The sequence below is a fragment of the Vibrio sp. STUT-A16 genome (assembly GCF_026000495.1).
GTDB classification, from domain to species: domain Bacteria; phylum Pseudomonadota; class Gammaproteobacteria; order Enterobacterales; family Vibrionaceae; genus Vibrio; species Vibrio diabolicus.
Map to the genome: position 1 here is coordinate 23,490 of NZ_AP026765.1, position 21,282 is coordinate 44,771.

13 protein-coding genes, 5 tRNA genes, 3 rRNA genes and 1 riboswitch are annotated in these 21,282 nt (G+C 47.1%); of the genes, 19 read left to right on the forward strand and 2 right to left on the reverse strand.

Going from position 1 to position 21,282, the window contains the following annotated elements; translation table 11 throughout:
* Nucleotides 1-25: 25 nt before the first annotated feature.
* From OO778_RS00105 to thiH, 18 genes are all read left to right on the forward strand, one after another.
* A complete protein-coding gene (locus OO778_RS00105; protein WP_006743175.1) occupies nucleotides 26-1,483 on the forward strand; it encodes a TrkH family potassium uptake protein in 1,458 nt (485 codons plus the stop codon).
* A 9-nt stretch (nucleotides 1,484-1,492) separates the two neighbouring features.
* Nucleotides 1,493-2,020 (forward strand): menaquinone-dependent protoporphyrinogen IX dehydrogenase, encoded by a 528-nt coding sequence (hemG, locus tag OO778_RS00110; RefSeq protein WP_104974672.1) that lies wholly within the window; start codon nucleotides 1,493-1,495, stop codon nucleotides 2,018-2,020.
* 454 nt (nucleotides 2,021-2,474) lie between these two features.
* Nucleotides 2,475-4,027 (forward strand): 16S ribosomal RNA (locus OO778_RS00115).
* A 90-nt stretch (nucleotides 4,028-4,117) separates the two neighbouring features.
* Nucleotides 4,118-4,193 (forward strand) — tRNA-Glu (locus tag OO778_RS00120).
* A gap of 2 nt (nucleotides 4,194-4,195) precedes the next feature.
* A tRNA-Lys gene (locus OO778_RS00125) sits at nucleotides 4,196-4,271 on the forward strand.
* Nucleotides 4,272-4,299: 28 nt separating this feature from the next.
* Nucleotides 4,300-4,375 (forward strand) — tRNA-Val (locus OO778_RS00130).
* 323 nt (nucleotides 4,376-4,698) lie between these two features.
* Nucleotides 4,699-7,588, forward strand: a 23S ribosomal RNA gene (locus tag OO778_RS00135).
* A gap of 94 nt (nucleotides 7,589-7,682) precedes the next feature.
* Nucleotides 7,683-7,799 (forward strand): 5S ribosomal RNA (rrf, locus tag OO778_RS00140).
* The 16S, 23S and 5S rRNA genes sit together here with 5 tRNA genes alongside, the layout of an rRNA operon.
* A gap of 46 nt (nucleotides 7,800-7,845) precedes the next feature.
* Nucleotides 7,846-7,922 (forward strand) — tRNA-Asp (locus OO778_RS00145).
* A gap of 61 nt (nucleotides 7,923-7,983) precedes the next feature.
* Nucleotides 7,984-8,060, forward strand: a tRNA-Trp gene (locus OO778_RS00150).
* A gap of 248 nt (nucleotides 8,061-8,308) precedes the next feature.
* Nucleotides 8,309-9,688, forward strand: coding sequence for a multicopper oxidase family protein (locus OO778_RS00155; protein WP_074190837.1), 1,380 nt, complete (start codon nucleotides 8,309-8,311; stop codon nucleotides 9,686-9,688).
* Nucleotides 9,689-9,811: 123 nt separating this feature from the next.
* A complete protein-coding gene (gene crcB / locus OO778_RS00160; protein ID WP_012841275.1) occupies nucleotides 9,812-10,195 on the forward strand; it encodes a fluoride efflux transporter CrcB in 384 nt (127 codons plus the stop codon).
* 60 nt (nucleotides 10,196-10,255) lie between these two features.
* Nucleotides 10,256-10,354, forward strand: a riboswitch (TPP riboswitch).
* A 164-nt stretch (nucleotides 10,355-10,518) separates the two neighbouring features.
* Nucleotides 10,519-12,459, forward strand: a complete 1,941-nt coding sequence (gene thiC, locus OO778_RS00165) for a phosphomethylpyrimidine synthase ThiC (RefSeq protein ID WP_258614033.1) — start codon at nucleotides 10,519-10,521, stop codon at nucleotides 12,457-12,459.
* Complete coding sequence (locus OO778_RS00170; RefSeq protein ID WP_258614035.1) at nucleotides 12,459-13,874, forward strand: thiamine phosphate synthase; 1,416 nt, start codon at nucleotides 12,459-12,461, stop codon at nucleotides 13,872-13,874. Before thiC ends, OO778_RS00170 begins: the two co-directional genes overlap by 1 nt.
* Complete coding sequence (locus tag OO778_RS00175; RefSeq protein ID WP_258614036.1) at nucleotides 13,861-14,634, forward strand: HesA/MoeB/ThiF family protein; 774 nt, start codon at nucleotides 13,861-13,863, stop codon at nucleotides 14,632-14,634. The genes OO778_RS00170 and OO778_RS00175 overlap by 14 nt, the downstream gene beginning before the upstream one ends.
* A 38-nt stretch (nucleotides 14,635-14,672) precedes the next feature.
* Nucleotides 14,673-14,927 (forward strand): sulfur carrier protein ThiS, encoded by a 255-nt coding sequence (thiS, locus tag OO778_RS00180; protein WP_258614037.1) that lies wholly within the window; start codon nucleotides 14,673-14,675, stop codon nucleotides 14,925-14,927.
* Between the two features lie 5 nt (nucleotides 14,928-14,932).
* Nucleotides 14,933-15,700 (forward strand): thiazole synthase, encoded by a 768-nt coding sequence (locus OO778_RS00185; protein ID WP_258614038.1) that lies wholly within the window; start codon nucleotides 14,933-14,935, stop codon nucleotides 15,698-15,700.
* Between the two features lie 34 nt (nucleotides 15,701-15,734).
* On the forward strand, nucleotides 15,735-16,847 hold the full coding sequence (gene thiH / locus OO778_RS00190) for a 2-iminoacetate synthase ThiH (RefSeq protein ID WP_258614039.1): 1,113 nt from the start codon (nucleotides 15,735-15,737) through the stop codon (nucleotides 16,845-16,847).
* 113 nt (nucleotides 16,848-16,960) lie between these two features.
* Here thiH and OO778_RS00195 read toward each other — a convergent pair whose 3' ends face one another.
* Together OO778_RS00195 and OO778_RS00200 are read right to left on the reverse strand one after the other, a co-directional pair.
* Complete coding sequence (locus OO778_RS00195) at nucleotides 16,961-18,751, reverse strand: aminopeptidase P family protein (RefSeq protein ID WP_074190844.1); 1,791 nt, start codon at nucleotides 18,749-18,751, stop codon at nucleotides 16,961-16,963.
* 202 nt (nucleotides 18,752-18,953) lie between these two features.
* On the reverse strand, nucleotides 18,954-19,895 hold the full coding sequence (locus OO778_RS00200; RefSeq protein ID WP_074190845.1) for a LysR family transcriptional regulator: 942 nt from the start codon (nucleotides 19,893-19,895) through the stop codon (nucleotides 18,954-18,956).
* A 107-nt stretch (nucleotides 19,896-20,002) separates the two neighbouring features.
* Here OO778_RS00200 and OO778_RS00205 point away from each other — a divergent pair, with 107 nt between their 5' ends.
* Nucleotides 20,003-21,196 carry a multidrug effflux MFS transporter gene (locus tag OO778_RS00205; RefSeq protein WP_207545975.1) on the forward strand — a complete coding sequence of 398 codons (1,194 nt, stop codon included), beginning with the start codon at nucleotides 20,003-20,005 and terminating at the stop codon, nucleotides 21,194-21,196.
* Nucleotides 21,197-21,282 lie beyond the last annotated feature (86 nt).

Sequence of the window (21,282 nt, forward strand, 5' to 3'; positions counted from 1 at the left end):
GACAGCTTCGCTAGTCAATTTATCCATGCAATTTCGTTCAATTATTCGAATCGTCGGGCTACTGCTCGCACTCTTTAGTGTCACTATGCTTGCGCCAGCACTCGTTGCGCTGATCTATCGAGATGGTGCAGGTGTGCCTTTTGTCACGACATTTTTTGTTCTGCTGTTTTGTGGGGCCGTTTGTTGGTACCCAAACCGCAGGTATAAGCACGAGCTTAAAGCTCGAGATGGCTTTCTTATTGTCGTCTTATTCTGGACAGTACTTGGCAGTGCAGGCTCGATCCCCTTTCTCATTGCTGACAACCCGAACGTCTCAGTCACAGATGCGTTTTTTGAATCGTTTTCTGCTCTCACTACGACCGGGGCGACCGTTATTGTTGGTTTGGATGAGTTACCTAAAGCGATTCTATTCTATCGACAGTTACTGCAGTGGTTCGGCGGTATGGGAATCATCGTATTAGCGGTGGCGATTTTGCCAGTACTTGGCATTGGTGGTATGCAGCTTTACCGCGCCGAGATCCCTGGTCCAGTCAAGGACACTAAAGTGACGCCGCGCATAGCAGAAACTGCTAAGGCGCTTTGGTACATCTATTTGAGCCTGACTATCGCCTGTGCATCGGCTTTTTGGTTAGCTGGTATGACGCCATTTGACGCCATCAGTCACAGCTTTTCCACCATTGCCATTGGTGGCTTTTCTACCCACGATGCCAGCATCGGATACTTTGATAGTTACGCGATTAACCTGATTACGGTGGTTTTTCTGCTTATATCTGCATGTAACTACACGCTGCACTTTGCTGCATTTGCATCAGGTGGCGTACATCCCAAGTATTACTGGAAAGATCCTGAGTTTCGCGCCTTCTTGTTTATTCAAGTGCTGCTATTTGTCATTTGCTTTCTATTATTACTGAAACATCACTCTTACACATCGACATACGATGCTTTCGATCAGGCACTTTTCCAAACCGTGTCAATTTCGACAACTGCGGGCTTTACGACGACAGGTTTTGCGGATTGGCCGCTCTTCTTACCTGTACTGCTATTGTTCTCCTCTTTTATAGGTGGTTGTGCTGGTTCAACAGGCGGCGGCATGAAAGTGATCCGTATCCTGCTTCTTACCTTACAAGGTGCGCGTGAACTAAAACGTTTAGTCCATCCACGCGCGGTTTACACCATCAAAGTAGGTGGCAGTGCCCTACCGCAACGTGTTGTCGATGCGGTTTGGGGTTTCTTCTCCGCGTACGCATTGGTATTTGTGGTTTGTATGTTGGGCTTGATTGCTACAGGGATGGACGAGCTCAGTGCATTCTCTGCGGTGGCTGCGACTCTGAACAACCTCGGTCCTGGCTTGGGAGAAGTGGCGCTTCACTTTGGTGATGTTAACGACAAAGCAAAATGGGTATTGATAGTTTCTATGCTGTTTGGTCGTTTGGAAATCTTTACCTTACTTATTCTACTTACGCCGACGTTTTGGCGTAGCTAAGGGGAAATCGTGGCAAAAGCATTATTTCTATACTCTTCCCGCGAAGGGCAGACTAAAAAAATTCTCCACTATATAGATGAACAACTTCCAGACTTCGATTGTGAGTTGATGGATTTACATAATGTCGAGACGATTGATTTCAGCCAATACGACAGAGTATTGATAGGCGCCTCTATTCGCTATGGCCATCTTAATAAAAAGCTATACCAGTTTATTGAGCGAAACCTCAATCAATTGGAGCAAAATAAAGTGGCATTTTTCTGCGTAAACCTAACCGCTCGCAAAGAGGACCAAGGAAAGGATACACCTGAAGGTAGTGCTTACATTCGCAAGTTTCTAATTAAGTCGCCTTGGAAACCAACGCTAATCGGTGTTTTTGCTGGTGCACTTTATTACCCACGTTACAGCTGGTTCGACAGAACTATGATTAGGTTCATTATGTCGATGACAGGTGGCGAAACCGATACGACCAAAGAAGTGGAATACACCAATTGGGAAAAGGTGGCTCTTTTCGCAGATAAATTCAGAGAACTGTAGAAATAACGTGCTCTTTTGACCGCTTTTGATGCAAATTTATCCGAACGATAAAAAAATCAAAAAAAACGTGAAAAAGGGCTTGCCAATGTGATCGCAATCTCTATAATGCCACCTCGCTGACACGGCAACGCTTCGAAAGAAACGAAAGCCAAGTTAGCAAGCCAAATTAGCCAAGCGGAAACGCTTGAAGAAAGTTTGAAAAAAGTGATTGACACTAAACTTTAACTCGCTAAAATGGCCGTCCTGTTTTGAGCAAAGCTCAACAGGAAAGCTCTTTAACAATATAGACCTATCAATCTGTGTGGGCACTCGTTGATGATAATCCAATTAGATACTTCGGTATCAAATTAGGTTTCAATGATACGAAGTGACCATTGAATCTTCGGATTCAGCACAGTCAATTCAAACATTACTTTATGTAATGTTCAGTATTCATTGAGCCGAACAAAATCTTAAATTGAAGAGTTTGATCATGGCTCAGATTGAACGCTGGCGGCAGGCCTAACACATGCAAGTCGAGCGGAAACGAGTTATCTGAACCTTCGGGGAACGATAACGGCGTCGAGCGGCGGACGGGTGAGTAATGCCTAGGAAATTGCCCTGATGTGGGGGATAACCATTGGAAACGATGGCTAATACCGCATGATGCCTACGGGCCAAAGAGGGGGACCTTCGGGCCTCTCGCGTCAGGATATGCCTAGGTGGGATTAGCTAGTTGGTGAGGTAAGGGCTCACCAAGGCGACGATCCCTAGCTGGTCTGAGAGGATGATCAGCCACACTGGAACTGAGACACGGTCCAGACTCCTACGGGAGGCAGCAGTGGGGAATATTGCACAATGGGCGCAAGCCTGATGCAGCCATGCCGCGTGTATGAAGAAGGCCTTCGGGTTGTAAAGTACTTTCAGTCGTGAGGAAGGCGGCGTCGTTAATAGCGGCGTTGTTTGACGTTAGCGACAGAAGAAGCACCGGCTAACTCCGTGCCAGCAGCCGCGGTAATACGGAGGGTGCGAGCGTTAATCGGAATTACTGGGCGTAAAGCGCATGCAGGTGGTTTGTTAAGTCAGATGTGAAAGCCCGGGGCTCAACCTCGGAATAGCATTTGAAACTGGCAGACTAGAGTACTGTAGAGGGGGGTAGAATTTCAGGTGTAGCGGTGAAATGCGTAGAGATCTGAAGGAATACCGGTGGCGAAGGCGGCCCCCTGGACAGATACTGACACTCAGATGCGAAAGCGTGGGGAGCAAACAGGATTAGATACCCTGGTAGTCCACGCCGTAAACGATGTCTACTTGGAGGTTGTGGCCTTGAGCCGTGGCTTTCGGAGCTAACGCGTTAAGTAGACCGCCTGGGGAGTACGGTCGCAAGATTAAAACTCAAATGAATTGACGGGGGCCCGCACAAGCGGTGGAGCATGTGGTTTAATTCGATGCAACGCGAAGAACCTTACCTACTCTTGACATCCAGAGAACTTTCCAGAGATGGATTGGTGCCTTCGGGAACTCTGAGACAGGTGCTGCATGGCTGTCGTCAGCTCGTGTTGTGAAATGTTGGGTTAAGTCCCGCAACGAGCGCAACCCTTATCCTTGTTTGCCAGCGAGTAATGTCGGGAACTCCAGGGAGACTGCCGGTGATAAACCGGAGGAAGGTGGGGACGACGTCAAGTCATCATGGCCCTTACGAGTAGGGCTACACACGTGCTACAATGGCGCATACAGAGGGCGGCCAACTTGCGAAAGTGAGCGAATCCCAAAAAGTGCGTCGTAGTCCGGATTGGAGTCTGCAACTCGACTCCATGAAGTCGGAATCGCTAGTAATCGTGGATCAGAATGCCACGGTGAATACGTTCCCGGGCCTTGTACACACCGCCCGTCACACCATGGGAGTGGGCTGCAAAAGAAGTAGGTAGTTTAACCTTCGGGGGGACGCTTACCACTTTGTGGTTCATGACTGGGGTGAAGTCGTAACAAGGTAGCGCTAGGGGAACCTGGCGCTGGATCACCTCCTTATACGATGATTATTGCGATGAGTGTTCACACAGATTGATACGGTTTATGAAGTTTAAGAGATAGAACATCCCCCAAGATGTTCAACTTAGTGTCCCGTTCGTCTAGAGGCCTAGGACACCGCCCTTTCACGGCGGTAACAGGGGTTCGACTCCCCTACGGGATACCATTGGGTCGTTAGCTCAGTTGGTAGAGCAGTTGACTTTTAATCAATTGGTCGCAGGTTCGAATCCTGCACGACCCACCATTTCCTTCCACGGAAATCAAAATAATGTGGGCGATTAGCTCAGTTGGGAGAGCACCTGCCTTACAAGCAGGGGGTCACTGGTTCGAGCCCGGTATCGCCCACCATTCTCTAAGTATTTTTGGAATAAAACGTCCAAACCAGAACAAGCAATTGATACTGGTTGGCATTTTTGACTCTGAAAGTCTTTAGAAAATGTAACTTCCTTGTGAAGAAACATAGCTCTTTAACAATTTGGAAAGCTGACAAAACAACAATTTATTGTTGTTTGTAAAGTTCTCAAAGTATTCATTTATGAATACAACTAAAAACACATTCAAGTGTTCTTGGAATTTGAGTCCGGCAAAATCGATATGTCTCTCGCTCATTCAAATAATGAGAGACAACTTTGGTGACTTGTTCATCAACTCGAAACTCCTTCGGGTTGTATGGTTAAGTGACTAAGCGTACACGGTGGATGCCTTGGCAGTCAGAGGCGATGAAGGACGTATTAACTTGCGATAAGCCCAGATTAGGTAGTAAAAACCACTTGAGTCTGGGATTTCCGAATGGGGAAACCCACTTACATAAGTAAGTATCGTTATGTGAATACATAGCATAACGAGGCGAACCGGGGGAACTGAAACATCTAAGTACCCCGAGGAAAAGAAATCAACCGAGATTCCGAAAGTAGCGGCGAGCGAAATTGGACTAGCCCTTAAGCTTTATAGGCGTTAGGTGAACAAGCTGGAAAGCTTGGCGATACAGGGTGATAGCCCCGTAACTGACGACGCATATTCAGTGAAATCGAGTAGGGCGGGACACGTGATATCCTGTCTGAATATGGGGGGACCATCCTCCAAGGCTAAATACTACTGACTGACCGATAGTGAACCAGTACCGTGAGGGAAAGGCGAAAAGAACCCCTGTGAGGGGAGTGAAATAGAACCTGAAACCGTGTACGTACAAGCAGTAGGAGCAGGCTTTGTCCTGTGACTGCGTACCTTTTGTATAATGGGTCAGCGACTTATATTCAGTGGCAAGGTTAACCATCTAGGGGAGCCGTAGGGAAACCGAGTCTTAACTGGGCGTTCAGTCTCTGGATATAGACCCGAAACCAGGTGATCTAGCCATGGGCAGGTTGAAGGTTGAGTAACATCAACTGGAGGACCGAACCGACTAATGTTGAAAAATTAGCGGATGACTTGTGGCTAGGGGTGAAAGGCCAATCAAACCTGGAGATAGCTGGTTCTCCCCGAAAGCTATTTAGGTAGCGCCTCGGACGAATACTACTGGGGGTAGAGCACTGTTAAGGCTAGGGGGTCATCCCGACTTACCAACCCTTTGCAAACTCCGAATACCAGTAAGTACTATCCGGGAGACACACGGCGGGTGCTAACGTCCGTCGTGGAGAGGGAAACAACCCAGACCGCCAGCTAAGGTCCCAAATTACTACTAAGTGGGAAACGATGTGGGAAGGCTCAGACAGCCAGGATGTTGGCTTAGAAGCAGCCATCATTTAAAGAAAGCGTAATAGCTCACTGGTCGAGTCGGCCTGCGCGGAAGATGTAACGGGGCTAAGTAGTAAACCGAAGCTGCGGCAATACTCTTTGAGTATTGGGTAGGGGAGCGTTCTGTAAGCGGTTGAAGGTGTGTGGTAACGCATGCTGGACGTATCAGAAGTGCGAATGCTGACATGAGTAACGATAAAGGGGGTGAAAAACCTCCTCGCCGGAAGACCAAGGGTTCCTGTCCAACGTTAATCGGGGCAGGGTAAGTCGACCCCTAAGGCGAGGCCGAAAGGCGTAGTCGATGGGAAACGGGTTAATATTCCCGTACTTCTTACAATTGCGATGGGGGGACGGAGAAGGCTAGGTGGGCCTGGCGACGGTTGTCCAGGTTCAAGTGCGTAGGCTGAAGAGTTAGGTAAATCCGGCTCTTCTTAAGGCTGAGACACGACGTCGAGCACCTACGGGTGTGAAGTCATTGATGCCATGCTTCCAGGAAAAGCCTCTAAGCTTCAGATTGTAAGGAATCGTACCCCAAACCGACACAGGTGGTCGGGTAGAGAATACCAAGGCGCTTGAGAGAACTCGGGTGAAGGAACTAGGCAAAATGGTACCGTAACTTCGGGAGAAGGTACGCTCTCGACGGTGAAGTCCCTCGCGGATGGAGCTATTGAGAGTCGCAGATACCAGGTGGCTGCAACTGTTTATTAAAAACACAGCACTGTGCAAAATCGCAAGATGACGTATACGGTGTGACGCCTGCCCGGTGCCGGAAGGTTAATTGATGGGGTTAGACTTCGGTCGAAGCTCTTGATCGAAGCCCCGGTAAACGGCGGCCGTAACTATAACGGTCCTAAGGTAGCGAAATTCCTTGTCGGGTAAGTTCCGACCTGCACGAATGGCGTAATGATGGCCACGCTGTCTCCACCCGAGACTCAGTGAAATTGAAATCGCTGTGAAGATGCAGTGTACCCGCGGCTAGACGGAAAGACCCCGTGAACCTTTACTACAGCTTGGCACTGAACATTGACCCTACATGTGTAGGATAGGTGGGAGGCTTTGAAGCGCAGTCGCTAGATTGCGTGGAGCCGTCCTTGAAATACCACCCTTGTAGTGTTGATGTTCTAACGTCGACCCCTCATCGGGGTTGCGGACAGTGCCTGGTGGGTAGTTTGACTGGGGCGGTCTCCTCCCAAAGCGTAACGGAGGAGCACGAAGGTGGGCTAATCACGGTTGGACATCGTGAGGTTAGTGCAATGGCATAAGCCCGCTTGACTGCGAGAATGACAATTCGAGCAGGTGCGAAAGCAGGTCATAGTGATCCGGTGGTTCTGAATGGAAGGGCCATCGCTCAACGGATAAAAGGTACTCCGGGGATAACAGGCTGATACCGCCCAAGAGTTCATATCGACGGCGGTGTTTGGCACCTCGATGTCGGCTCATCACATCCTGGGGCTGAAGTCGGTCCCAAGGGTATGGCTGTTCGCCATTTAAAGTGGTACGCGAGCTGGGTTTAGAACGTCGTGAGACAGTTCGGTCCCTATCTGCCGTGGGCGTTGGAGAATTGAAAGGGGCTGCTCCTAGTACGAGAGGACCGGAGTGGACGAACCTCTGGTGTTCGGGTTGTGTCGCCAGACGCATTGCCCGGTAGCTAAGTTCGGGATCGATAACCGCTGAAAGCATCTAAGCGGGAAGCGAGCCTTGAGATGAGTTCTCCCTGATACTTTAAGTATCCTAAAGGGTTGTCGTAGACTACGACGTTGATAGGCAGGGTGTGTAAGCGTTGTGAGGCGTTGAGCTAACCTGTACTAATTGCCCGTGAGGCTTAACCATACAACACCCAAGGGGTTTTGATGGACTCAATGAAAGAACATTGAATGTGTAAGAACGAGAATTAAAAAAACAGCTTTCCGAATTAAAGAATTTGCTTGGCGACCATAGCGTTTTGGACCCACCTGATTTCCATGCCGAACTCAGAAGTGAAACGAAATAGCGCCGATGGTAGTGTGGGGCTTCCCCATGTGAGAGTAGGACATCGCCAGGCTTTAAATTTTGGACACTTGCTGATTACAAGCGAGTGATACCACTGCGGAGTGGTAGTTCAGTTGGTTAGAATACCGGCCTGTCACGCCGGGGGTCGCGGGTTCGAGTCCCGTCCACTCCGCCACTTAATATCGACAACCTCGCCCATGCGAGGTTTTGTCAAATCTAGAATATAAGAATTCTACAGGGGTGTAGCTCCAATTGGCAGAGCAGCGGATTCCAAATCCGCGTGTTGGGAGTTCGAATCTCTCCACCCCTGCCATATATCAAGGCTCTGACTTAGGTCAGAGCCTTTTTTGTATCTGCTTGCCACTATGCATGTGTCCTCTCATCCTACCTATACGCCTTTCTGCTACCTGCTGTTCTTTATAAGTATTTATTAGCTACTTGGACTCACCAACCAATTAGACTATTCGTTATAAGCAAGTGCTCCGAAATGTTAGTAATAATTGAGAATCATTATTTATATTTAGTTACACTCAACCGATCTGGATTAATGGGTAACTATGTATGGATATATCTCGTCGACGCTTCCTTCAATCATCCTTAGCAATCTCCGCGCTTACCGTTCTACCTGCATGTTCTCTATCTCGGAGTGCTAATAAGGGGCAACATATATACGATATCACTGCAGAGCCTTCTACTGCAGAATTGGTCCCAGGGTTTAACACAGACGTACTCGCGTTTAATGGTTCGATTCCAGCGCCTACGATTCGCTGTCGCCAAGGTGAGAAAGTTATTATCCGATTTACCAACAAGCTTTCAGAGCCAACTGCAATTCACTGGCATGGCCTGCGAATCCCCATTGAAATGGATGGTGTACCTTTCTTAAGTCAGCCGCCTATCATGCCGGGTGAAACATTCGTTTATGAATTTACACCGCCAGATGCAGGTACGTTTTGGTATCACCCACACATGAACAGCGTTAAGCAGCTTGGTATGGGGTTGGTTGGGCTAATAATTGTTGAAGAGGCTGAGCCTGTTCAGTTTGATGAAGAGCATGAAGTCGTCCTCAAGCATTGGCATTTAGACAAGCAAGGACAGTGGAAGAACCTAATGGTGCCGCGCTTGAGTGCACGTATGGGAACGCCAGGAGAGTGGAGTAGCGTCAATGGTATTCATGAGCCTGTTTATACGCTGGAGCAGAACGCGACTACGCGATTAAGAATTGCTAATGTCGATAACACCATTACCTATCCGATCGCGATTGAAGGCACAGAGGCTTGGGTTATTGCTATCGATGGCAATCCAGTTAAAACGCCTTATAGGCTCACTCAACACAAAATTGGTCCGGGAATGAGATTGGATATCGGATTGATTGCTCCGAAGGCTGGAGAGCGTGTTTATGTGCGTCAAATGAAAGGGCGCTTCCCATTCTCTTTGTGTGAGTTTGAAGTTGTTGAGTCTGACCTGCCAAGCAACATGAAACTGCCTTTATTGCCTCTCAACCCTGTGCCTGATCTTGATTTGGAAAATGCGGAGCAAATCGATTATGTGTTTGAATGGGAGGGGGCGATCACTCCTGCCGATAAATCGGGCAAAGCGATACCTAAATTCTGGCTGATGAACAAACGAGCTTGGGAGGGAATGAGTAAAGATAATATCCCAGCACCACTTTCAACATTGGAACTTGGAAAAACCTATATCTTCAATTTGAAGAACGTTACTCAATATCATCATCCTATTCATCTTCATGGGCATACATTTACTGTTCTTGAGTTAGATGGCAAGAAACTTGACGAACCGTTCCATACCGATACGGTTTTACTTGGAAAAAATGGCAGTGCCAAAGCTGCCTTTGTTGCTCACAACCCTGGACGTTGGATGTATCACTGCCATGTTATTGAGCACATGAAAACCGGTTTGATGGGGTATATTGAAGTAAAGTGACTCCTGTAACTTTTTTGATCTCAGCGTGTTTTAAATGCAATACGTTGTCGAATTCTAAAATTTCACCATCAATATTGCTTTAGTTTTGGTTACAATATCGTCATCAATAGTGTTGGGGGAATTATGGGGCAGTTTTCCATTCTTGGTTTTATTGCACTAGGTGGTGCTTTCGGTGCGTGTTCTCGTTACTTGATATCTGAACTGTGTGTCATTTTATTGGGGCGTGGTTTTCCATACGGTACGCTAACTGTTAATGTGGTTGGTTCATTTATCATGGGCTTGTTGATTGCTGCGTTCGACAATGAACTGTTGGCAACAGAACCTTGGCGACAAGTGATTGGTTTAGGCTTTTTAGGGGCACTGACGACGTTTTCCACCTTTTCTATGGATAATGTTTTGCTTATGCAGCAAGGTGCATTTTTTAAGATGGGGTTAAATATTTTATTAAATGTGGTGCTGAGCATCTCTGTTGCGTGGATCGGTTTCCAATTATTGATGCGCAGCTAGCAAAGTAGTTAAAAATTAAACAGGTCGGCTTGGTTTAACCAGGCCGTTTTTATATACTGATATCACTTGTCGGAGTGCCATAAGGCTGAGACCGTTAATTCGGGATCCGTTGAACCTGATCAGATTAGAATCTGCGAAGGGAACAAGAGAAGATATTTATACCGGAGTTCTTTCTGGTTGACCTATCGAATAGTCGAATGTTGTTACAGGCAAATTACTTAAGCTTTATTTAGCCTTAATTTGACTCCTCTTGTCGCATCTATCCGCCAAGCATTTTTATCCAATTACTTTTTATCTAGTATAACAAAGCAAGGAAAAATGCTATGTCGAGTCGCAAACAAGCGAGACTGGAAGCAAAACAGTTCATTGAAACACTCTCGGTACAGCCGTACCCAAATTCCACAAAAGTATATGTAGAAGGTTCACGTCCAGATGTTCGTGTACCTATGCGTGAAATAGCGCTAGCAGATAGTCTGATTGGTGGAACAAAAGAATCGCCAATCTTCGAGCCTAATGAGCCAGTACGCGTTTACGATACCTCTGGTGTATACACAGACCCAGAACACACCATAGACCTTTATAGTGGCCTACCAAAGCTAAGAGAAAGCTGGATTGAAGAACGCGGTGACACAGAGTTACTCGATGAAGTAAGCTCGGTGTACACCAAAGAACGCTTAAAAGACGAAACACTAGACGATCTTCGTTACGGTAATCTACCACGTATTCGACGTGCCAAAGATGGGCAGTGCGTGACTCAACTGCACTATGCTCGCAAAGGTATTATTACCCCAGAAATGGAATTCATCGCGCTGCGTGAAAACATGGGTCGTGCCAAGTACCGTGATGATGTGCTGAATCAACAGCATCCTGGTCAAAGCTTTGGAGCGAATCTTCCAAAAGACATTACCGCCGAGTTTGTTCGCAAAGAAGTTGCCGAAGGTCGCGCGATTATCCCTTCTAATATCAACCACCCAGAATCCGAACCAATGATCATTGGACGTAACTTTTTGGTCAAAGTGAACGCTAATATCGGTAACTCATCGGTGACGTCTTCGATTGAGGAAGAGGTTGAGAAGCTAGTGTGGGCGACACGCTGGGGTGGCGATACTGTTATGGATCTCTCCACAGGTCGCAATATTCATGAAACTCGAGAATGGATTCTGCGTAACAGCCCGGTTCCGATCGGTACCGTACCTATGTATCAAGCGCTTGAGAAAGTGAATGGAGTTGCCGAAAACCTTAACTGGGAAGTGATGCGCGATACTCTGATTGAGCAAGCAGAACAGGGCGTTGATTACTTCACTATCCATGCCGGTTTACTACTTCGCTATGTGCCAATGACTGCAAAGCGTGTTACTGGCATCGTCTCTCGTGGTGGTTCTATCATCGCGAAATGGTGTTTAGCGCATCACCAAGAAAGCTTCTTATACACCCACTTCCGAGAGATCTGTGAAATCTGTGCCAAGTATGATGTGGCACTTTCTCTCGGTGATGGTCTGCGCCCTGGTTCGGTTGCCGATGCTAATGATGAAGCGCAATTTGCGGAGCTTCGTACTCTTGGTGAGTTGACTAAGGTTGCGTGGGAATACGACGTACAGGTGATTATCGAAGGTCCTGGCCATGTTCCAATGCACATGATCAAAGAGAACATGGAAGAGCAGCTAGAGCACTGCCATGAAGCTCCGTTCTACACCCTTGGTCCACTGACGACAGACGTCGCTCCTGGTTACGACCATATTACGTCAGGTATTGGCGCTGCCATGATTGGCTGGTATGGCTGTGCGATGCTTTGTTACGTAACACCTAAAGAGCATCTTGGCTTACCAAACAAAGAAGACGTGAAGGTAGGCATGATCACTTACAAGCTTGCTGCTCACGCTGCTGATTTGGCTAAAGGGCACCCTGGCGCACAAGTTCGTGATAACGCGCTTTCTAAAGCACGTTTTGAATTCCGCTGGGAAGACCAATTCAACTTGTCACTCGACCCAGAAACTGCTCGCGCTTTCCATGATGAAACCTTGCCTCAAGAGTCGGGAAAAGTTGCTCACTTCTGTTCGATGTGCGGACCAAAGTTCTGCTCGATGAAGATTTCGCAAGAGGTACGAGAGTACGCGAAAGACACTGAGCAAGTTGCTGCGGACCAAGCTATCTCGATCAAAATGCTTGATGATCCTCTTGAGGGGATGCGTCAGAAATCGCAAGAATTTAGAGAGTCAGGTTCTGAGTTATACCACCCAGCAGCACATGCCGAGGTAAGTGACTAATGAGCAAAATCCTTATTCCGTCATCATTGATTGAACTGACAGGTTTAGTTCAGCAATGTTTGTTGTTGGCGAAAGAACAGGGTTTTATAATCGAAGACATTGAGTTGGGTGTGAGCTCAACTCAATCTATTCAGCTTGTTCGCGACCAACAGACCACACACATAACGACTGAGCTCATTGATGGATATGACTCTGAACATGAGAGTTTATTTGTGCTTTATTACCGCTCTACTTTGTCGGTAGAAGCGTGTGCTAAGCAACCGTCGAAAGCGATTTATATTGGTATTGCTGATACTCAGGTTTCCGATAAAAAGGAGAAAGTGCATCAGCTTGATATCTGGCGTCACCCCTTTAACGACGAAGTGAGAGCGCTTTCCGTTAAGTCCAAACCCAACGCAATGTTCGATCCCGAACATCACCTTGCTTGGATAGTAGCGCTGACAGTACTCGATTTTCCTATCGAAGATGCGTTAACACTTGCTCGAGGAATGCTAACCCAACAAGCGAATGTTTCACGTGAAACACTATCGAATGACAACCTTGACGAGGAACAATCAACTCAGTGGGCTAACCAATTTGATGATTTCCCCACACCAGTACTGGAAGATAACCGACTCGGTATTCAAGTTGGTTGGTCTGCGCAAGGTGAGAGCGTTAGCTTTCCAACTCTAACTAAGCAAAGTCTAGGGCTCTACCCAGTCGTTGATGACGTTGCTTGGATTGAGCGTTTACTGCCACTAGGCATCAACACTATTCAACTACGAATCAAGAACCCACAACAAGCCGATTTGGAACAACAGATCATTAGAGCAATTGAGTTAGGTCGTCAGTATCAAGCTCAAGTGTTCATCAATGACTATTGGCAGTTGGCAATCAAGCATGGCGCTTATGGCGTTCACCTAGGACAAGAAGACATAGAAGAATCGAATTTGGCTCAGCTAGCTAAAGCGGGTATTCGTCTTGGTCTTTCTACTCATGGTTATTATGAGTTACTGCGTATCGTACAAATTCATCCTAGCTACATCGCTCTAGGGCATATTTTCCCAACCACCACAAAAAAGATGCCATCGAAACCACAAGGTTTGGTGCGCTTGGCACTGTATCAAAAGCTGATTGATAGCATTCCTTACGGAAACAAAGAGTCGGCTTGCCGTCCTTCAAAAGACAAAGCCGTTAGTGGCGACGTGCTTGGTTTTCCGACGATCGCGATCGGTGGCATCGACCAATCTAATGCTGACCAAGTTTGGCAAACGGGCGTTTCTAGCTTGGCAGTCGTGCGTGCTATTACCTTGGCAGAGTCACCTCAGTCCGTTATCGAGTTTTTTGCACAACTGATGAAGGAAAGACAGCTAACGTTTACTGATCAGAATAGTGAATTGGTGGATACCAAGAGAGGCGAGCATGCTCACGGATAAGCAGTTCCTTCGCTATCAACGCCAAGTCGCTCTGCCTGAAATTGCCGAAGTTGGGCAAGAGCGTTTGAGTAAATCGCATGTGTTGATCATCGGTTGTGGTGGATTAGGAAGCGCAGCGAGTTTGTACTTGGCATCAGCGGGCGTTGGTAAATTGGTTGTGGTTGATGACGATGAAGTTGATAGCAGTAACCTACAACGTCAGATCATTTATCGTGAACAAGACCTCCAAGTTACGAAAACAGAAGCGACTATAAAGCAACTCACTGAACTTAACTCTATGGTCCAAGTTCGTGCACTCAATAAGCGATTAGACAAAGCACAGCTGCAGCTTGAGGTGATGTTGGCGGATGTGGTGTTGGATTGCACCGACAACATGCCAACACGCCAGCTAATTAACCAAGTTTGTTGCGAACAAAATACGCCGCTCATCTCGGCGGCAGCAATTGGTTGGCAAGGGCAATTCGCTGTCTTTGATTACCAAACACCAAGTGGACAACAAGCGCAGAGTAAAGCGTGTTACCGCTGTTTGTATCCGTTCGATGAATTACCACAAACTCAAAAGTGCAGTGAGAGTGGTGTCGTCGGTCCGGTGGTGGGCACACTTGGTAACTACCAAGCGATAGCGGCAATTCAAAAACTGGCGACGGGAAAGTTTCATGTTGAGACTGCCAAATTGCACCTGTTTGATGGATTGAAACTGCAATGGCAAACCATGACGATAAGCAAAGACAAACAGTGCCAAGTGTGTGCTCAGGTTTAGCTTACGAATAATGGGCAGAATTAAGAGAGTTGGAAGCAATGACGTTATCAGAACAACAAGCAACACAAATGACCGCTGCTGACTTAGATATGATCACTATTGTCATCAATGACCAGTCACATCAAGTCGCTAGTAAGTCGAATCTACAGCAAGTCATTAGTCAATTTGCGCTGCCTGAAATGGGCTGTGTTTTTGCAATTAATAACAATGTTGTGCCTCGCAGTGAGTGGGCTAGCACAGTTCTTTCACAGGGAGATAGCATCTCTTTGTTTCAAGCGATCGCAGGGGGTTAAAGTCGATGCTTAAAATTGGTGATAAACAATTCGAATCTAGATTGTTCACAGGAACAGGGAAGTTTGCCAACAGCCGATTAATGGCAGAAGCGATTCAAGTGTCGGGATCTCAACTTGCGACCATGGCATTGAAGCGTGTGGATGTGAACGACCAACAAGACGATATTTTGTTGCCGTTAGTACAAGCGGGGGTGAACTTATTGCCGAACACCTCGGGTGCAAAGAGTGCTAAAGATGCTGTGTTTGCTGCGCAACTGGCGCGAGAAGCGTTGGGTACTAACTGGCTAAAACTAGAAATTCACCCAGACCCGAAGTACTTGATGCCCGATCCTATTGAGACACTTGCAGCCGCTGAGCAACTGGTTCGTGAAGGCTTCATTGTGCTTCCTTACTGTCATGCTGACCCAGTTCTGTGTAAACGATTGGAAGAGGTAGGCTGTGCTGCGGTCATGCCATTAGGTGCGCCGATCGGTTCTAACAAAGGGATAGTTTCTCACGATTTCCTAGAGATCATTATCGACCAAGCTAATGTTCCAGTGGTTGTCGATGCGGGTATTGGCGCTCCTTCACATGCCGCACGTGCGATGGAAATGGGCGCGGATGCCGTGCTCGTCAATACTGCGATTGCAGCTTCGAGAGATCCCGTTGCGATGGCGAAAGCATTTAAGTTGGCGGTAGAGTCGGGGCGTATGGCTTATGAAGCCGGACTTGCGGGTAAGGTTTCTCATGCGGTTGCGTCGAGTCCACTGACGTCATTCCTAGATGAGCTTTAGTCCTAGATTGATTTAGCTATTAAGCGAGGAAAACATGAGCTTTGTTGAGCAATTTAAGCAGCTTAATTGGGATGACATTTCGATGTCGATCTATGCGAAAACAACACAAGATGTCGAGCGAGCATTGAATAAACCCAAGCGTGATTTGGAAGATTTTAAAGCGCTAATTTCACCAGCGGCTGAAGGGTACTTAGAGCAAATGGCGCAGCTGTCATATTCGGCAACTCGTAAGCGCTTTGGTAATACCATGTCGCTTTACATTCCATTATACCTCTCTAACTTGTGTGCTAATGCTTGTACTTATTGTGGCTTCTCGATGGAGAATAGAATCAAGCGTCGTACTTTGAATAGGGACGAAGTGGCTGCAGAAGTTGAAGCCATTAAACGCATGAAGTTTGATAGCGTATTACTGGTGACTGGCGAGCATGAAACCAAAGTAGGCATGAAATACTTTCGCGAAATGGTACCGATGATTAAGCAACGTTTTAACTATTTGGCGATGGAAGTACAGCCACTAGATCAAGACGAATACGCTGAGCTCAAGACATTGGGTTTAGATGCGGTGATGGTCTATCAAGAAACGTATCATCCTTCGACTTACGCCGAGCACCATTTGCGTGGTAATAAGATGGATTTCGAATACCGATTGGATACACCCGATCGTCTTGCAAAAGCGGGCATCGATAAGATCGGTATTGGCGCATTGATAGGGTTGGAAGAGTGGCGTACCGACTGTTTTTATGTGGCAGCACACTTGGACTATCTTGAGCGCACGTATTGGCAGACTCGTTACTCGATTTCTTTCCCTCGTTTGCGTCCTTGTGAGGGCGCGCTCCAACCAAAATCAGTCATGACGGATAAGCAGCTTGTTCAGTTGATTTGCGCTTATCGCTTGTTGAATCCAGAGGTGGAGTTGTCATTATCGACTCGTGAATCACCCAAGTTCAGAGACAATGCATTACCGTTAGGCATCACCAGTATGTCTGCTGCATCGAAAACTCAGCCGGGGGGTTATGCGATGGATGATGTTGAACTCGAGCAGTTTGAGATCAGTGATGAGCGAAGTGCTGGTTCTGTGGAAGATATGATTCGAGCCAAAGGCTTTGACCCTGTATGGCGAGATTGGCATTCGGCGTATTCTGGATAAGCAACAAATAAAGCCACTGACCATCGTTATGTTTCACGTGAAACATAGGAAAAGAAAGAGGGTTGATGCAAAACATCAACTCTCTATTTTTTCTAGCTTCTAGCTTCTAGCTTCTAGCTGTGTGCTACAGGTAGCGTTGCTTGACGAAGCCACTCTTTCACATCACCTTCAACTAGCGGGCTGATCTCATCCCATACTTTCTGATGGTAATCATTTAGCCAAGCAAGTTCTGGACGAGTTAGCATATCAACATTGATGTTGCGTTTGTCGATTGGGCAGCGTGTTAGTGACTCAAATGACAGGACAGGGAAGTCACCGTTAGTCGGTGCTTCAACAACAAGCTCTAGGTTCTCAATACGGATACCAAACGCATCTGCACGGTAGTAACCTGGCTCGTTTGATAGCACCATACCTTCTAATAGAGGCACATCAATTTGCTTCTTCGAAATGCTTGCTGGGCCTTCATGCACACTTAGGAAGTGGCCCACACCGTGGCCAGTGCCGTGATCGTAATCGTAGCCTTCCGCCCATAGGTGCTGACGAGCTAGTGTATCGATTTGGTAACCACGTGTACCTTTCGGGAAACGAGCTCGAGCAACGCCAATATGACCTTTCAGCGCCAACGTAAATTGCTTCTTCATTTCTGCAGAAGGTTGACCAATCGCGATAGTACGCGTGATGTCGGTAGTGCCATCGAGGTACTGACCGCCTGAGTCCACAAGGTAAAGCGTGTTCAGTTCTAACTTACCAGGTTCAGGTTGGTTCTCGTGGTTGTAGTGACACATGGCCGCGTTGCCGCCTGCCGCTGAAATGGTATCGAAGCTGAGATCCATTAGCGTAGGGTCTTCGCTACGAAATGCTTCCAGTTTGTCTGCTAATGTCGCTTCATCATGCAGGTTACCAGCAGCAACTTCCGCATCTAACCAACATAGGAACTTGCTCATTGCCACGCCATCGCGGATATGACAGGCCTTCATACCGGCAATTTCAACCGAGTTCTTCGCCGCTTTTGGCATCAGACATGGGTCTGCTGCTGCAATCACGGACGCACCAGAGTTTTGTAGTACTAGCTTAAACCAAGCGTTACTGATTGCAGGGTCAACTAATACCTTTTTACCTGTCATGGCTTCAAGGCGAGATTGAAGTGCTTCTGGGTGGTGAACGGTCACACCGGTGCCTACGTGAGCGTCAAAATCAGCAGGTAGGCGAGCAGGATCGAGGAAGTATTCCACGCTTGAATCTGAGTGCAGAATCGCGTGAGAAAGCAGAACTGGTAGGCGTGATACATCTAAACCACGTACATTCAGCAGCCAACAAATAGAATCTAATGCTGTGATCACAGCGCTATCTGCACCCGCTTTTTTTACCAGTTGGGCGATCTCTTGACGCTTACTCTCACTTGATTGACCGACGGCTTCTGTTGGCATCAGGCGAACGTTAGAGACAACAGGCGCTGGGCGGTCATGCCACAACTCATCAATTGGGTTGTTGGTCAGAATATTTAGCTCAAGCTTTCCAGTCAGTTTAGCTTGTGCCATGTCTAGCCAAGCTGAGCTGTGCATACGAGGATCAATTGCGACAGATGCGTTTGTTGGCAGGTTGTCTAGAACCCAATCTAAAGCTGGTTCTTCAATAAGGTGACGATATTCAAATAGGTCACCAGGGACTTGTTTGGTGACTTGAACGGTATAGCGGCCATCAACAAACATAGCTGCCTTCTCTTTGGTGATTACCGCAGCACCAGCAGAGCCTGTAAAGCCTGTTAACCAATGTAAGCGCTCGTTGTGCGCTGGGACGTATTCACCCAAATACTCGTCCTCGTGCGGAACCAGTAGGGCATCAATATTATGTTGTACAAGCCATTCGCGAATCGCATTCACGCGGCTGAGAGTTTCGTTGTGCATCTGTTTTATTCCTTCAAATTACCGCTCCTTCATGCTCAGGTGTGGGAGCTGTTTCCTTCTGCTTCATGCAGTTTATGATCAACGCAAGTTTGCAATGACTTAGGTTGAGTCGGAGTACAACTAGGCCATAGATGAGCCAAAAAGGACTACGACAGTTAAGCTACTCATTTTACCCGCTAAGAGCAAATTGAGAGCGGTATTTTTATCTAAGGTGATCGGTTTTTTGTGTGATCATCGTACGTAGCCAACCCAATGCTGGGTCGTTTTCTCTGTCTCGGTGCCAGAATAAAGTGTAAGCCATAGGTGGAAATTCTAGCGGGAGTGGCAGCACGACCAAATCAAGCTGTTTAGCAGCGAGCTGCACAAAATGGCTTGGGGCGGTAAAAATAAAGTCAGTGTAGGAACATAAACTTGCGGCACTATTAAAGTCGGGAACGGTGACGGCAATATCGCGGTCGGCTCCAATATCGGCAAGGCGATAATCTAACAGCCAACGGTCGTTGCCGTCACAACGCACTTGTACGTGACGCAGCGAGAGATACGCTTCGAGGTTCCAAGGCTGTTTTAATGCTGGGTGGTTTTTGCGAATAATACACATCTGGTGATCTCGATAAATTTCCAGTTCGCATATGTCATCGGGTGGCAGCAGAGTCAGCTTGGCATCATTAATATCGATATCTTTTCCAGTTAAGCCTAAGTCTAGCTCGCCACGTTGCAGCATTTTAAAAGTATTATCGGACCAAGGGTGAGTGCTGATCGTCACCCCAGGGGCTTGCTGAAAAATCGCCGGTAAGAAATGGGGCAGAATCAGAGGGTAAACACTTTCAACCGCTGCTATTTGAAAACGGTATTCGCTACTTTGTGGAGAGAACTCTTCTGGTTGAGTCAGTACTTCTAACTGGTTTATCAACAGATCCAGTTTCGGCTTAAGAAACAAAGCGCGTGGTGTTGGCGTCAATCCATGCGAGTTTCGGGTGAAAAGTGGGTCATCAAATTGGATGCGCAGTTTAGCCAGTGATTTGCTCACGGCAGACTGACTCAAGCACAGTCGGTGGGCGGCTCGGGTGACATTTAACTCTTCTATCAAAACTTTAAAACAGACCAATAGATTTAAATCGATACGAGCCAGTTTTTCGACGTTCACGGTGAATTTCCTCTAAGGAATAATGCTCATGATTATACATCATTTCCATTCATATCATCAGATGATTAAGCTCTATCCAAAGTTCTTTATCCAATTTGGAGTGTTGTGTGCCTAGCCAGTTTTCTAATAGTAAAAAACAGATGGCGTTATTGACCCTTTTGGTTCTTTTCAGTCCTCTTGCGATTGATATTTATCTACCTGCTTTACCTCTTATTGCTTCCACTTTTCAGGTCGATAATGCGCTAGCACAAGACACGATCACTTGGTTCTTATTTGCAATGGGTGTCGGGCAACTGTTTGCTGGCCCTTTGGCAGATAAACTCGGACGTCGAACTGTTGCATTGGGCGGTATCACTATCTATGCGATGAGCGCTTTATTGGCGTGGAGTGCTCAAAATATTGAATGGATGTTGGTTTCCCGACTGCTACAAGGCTTAGGTGCGTGTGCGACATCGGTAGCAGCCTTTGCAACAGTTCGCGATATCTTTGGCCCGGAAAAAAGCGGCAAAATGATCAGCTACCTTAACGGTGCGATTTGTTTTATTCCGGCATTAGCTCCAATTCTAGGTAGCTGGTTAACTCAGCAATTTGATTGGCGAGCTAACTTCAGCTTTATGGCTGGCTTTGCCGTTGTGTCCGGTTCATTGATGTTTTTCATGATGAAAGAGACCAACCCATCAACGGAAAAGCAAGCCGTGTTTAAGCTCAGCCGTTATTGGGCAGTGCTTAGTACGCCATCTTTTGTCTTCCATGCTTTACTGTGTTTAATGGCAATGGCGGTTATTCTCGCGTATGTCACCTCGGCGCCATCGGTATTGATGACGGGGATGGGGCTGTCGATGAATGAGTTCACATTCTGGTTTGGTGTAAATGCAGTGATCAATATTGCGGCTTGTATGCTTGCGCCTAAGTTTATGGAGCGCGTTGGCACGCACAACACTTTGGTTACGGGGATCTCGACTCTGGGCCTCGCAGGTGTGATTATGCTGGTGATGAATGGTCAGAATACCGCGCTTTCTTTCATGCTACCTATTTTCATGTCGTCAGTGGGTTTCGCATTCATTCTGGGTGCAGCAGCAGGGAAAGCATTAGAACCGTTTGGTGATAAGGCGGGTACGGCTGCGGCACTGCTTGGGTTGTTCCAAATGAGTGGCTCTGGTTTGTTGGTTGGTACGTTGCAGCGTTTATCTTTGGAACCTCAAACACTGATCGCAATTCATATGTGGGTTCTATTGCCTGCGTTAGTGGTTCTGTTTACAAAAGCAGGTAAGAACTGGCATTCAAGCTTTGCGAAAGCGTAAATCAGTGTAATTTAGTATTTTCCAATGTAAGTAAGGCGTGTATATTTGTCGTTCAGACTTTTCCTGACACCATAACGGAACTCAAA

Excerpts from the sequence above, each read along its gene's own strand:
- OO778_RS00105 (WP_006743175.1), top strand. The coding sequence starts at position 26 with ATGCAATTTCGTTCAATTATTCGAATCGTCGGGCTACTGCTCGCACTC.
- OO778_RS00155 (WP_074190837.1), top strand. The coding sequence starts at position 8,309 with ATGGATATATCTCGTCGACGCTTCCTTCAATCATCCTTAGCAATCTCC.
- crcB (WP_012841275.1), top strand. The coding sequence starts at position 9,812 with ATGGGGCAGTTTTCCATTCTTGGTTTTATTGCACTAGGTGGTGCTTTC.
- thiC (WP_258614033.1), top strand. The coding sequence starts at position 10,519 with ATGTCGAGTCGCAAACAAGCGAGACTGGAAGCAAAACAGTTCATTGAA.
- OO778_RS00170 (WP_258614035.1), top strand. The coding sequence starts at position 12,459 with ATGAGCAAAATCCTTATTCCGTCATCATTGATTGAACTGACAGGTTTA.
- OO778_RS00175 (WP_258614036.1), top strand. The coding sequence starts at position 13,861 with ATGCTCACGGATAAGCAGTTCCTTCGCTATCAACGCCAAGTCGCTCTG.
- thiS (WP_258614037.1), top strand. The coding sequence starts at position 14,673 with ATGACGTTATCAGAACAACAAGCAACACAAATGACCGCTGCTGACTTA.
- OO778_RS00185 (WP_258614038.1), top strand. The coding sequence starts at position 14,933 with ATGCTTAAAATTGGTGATAAACAATTCGAATCTAGATTGTTCACAGGA.
- thiH (WP_258614039.1), top strand. The coding sequence starts at position 15,735 with ATGAGCTTTGTTGAGCAATTTAAGCAGCTTAATTGGGATGACATTTCG.
- OO778_RS00195 (WP_074190844.1), bottom strand. The coding sequence starts at position 18,751 with ATGCACAACGAAACTCTCAGCCGCGTGAATGCGATTCGCGAATGGCTT.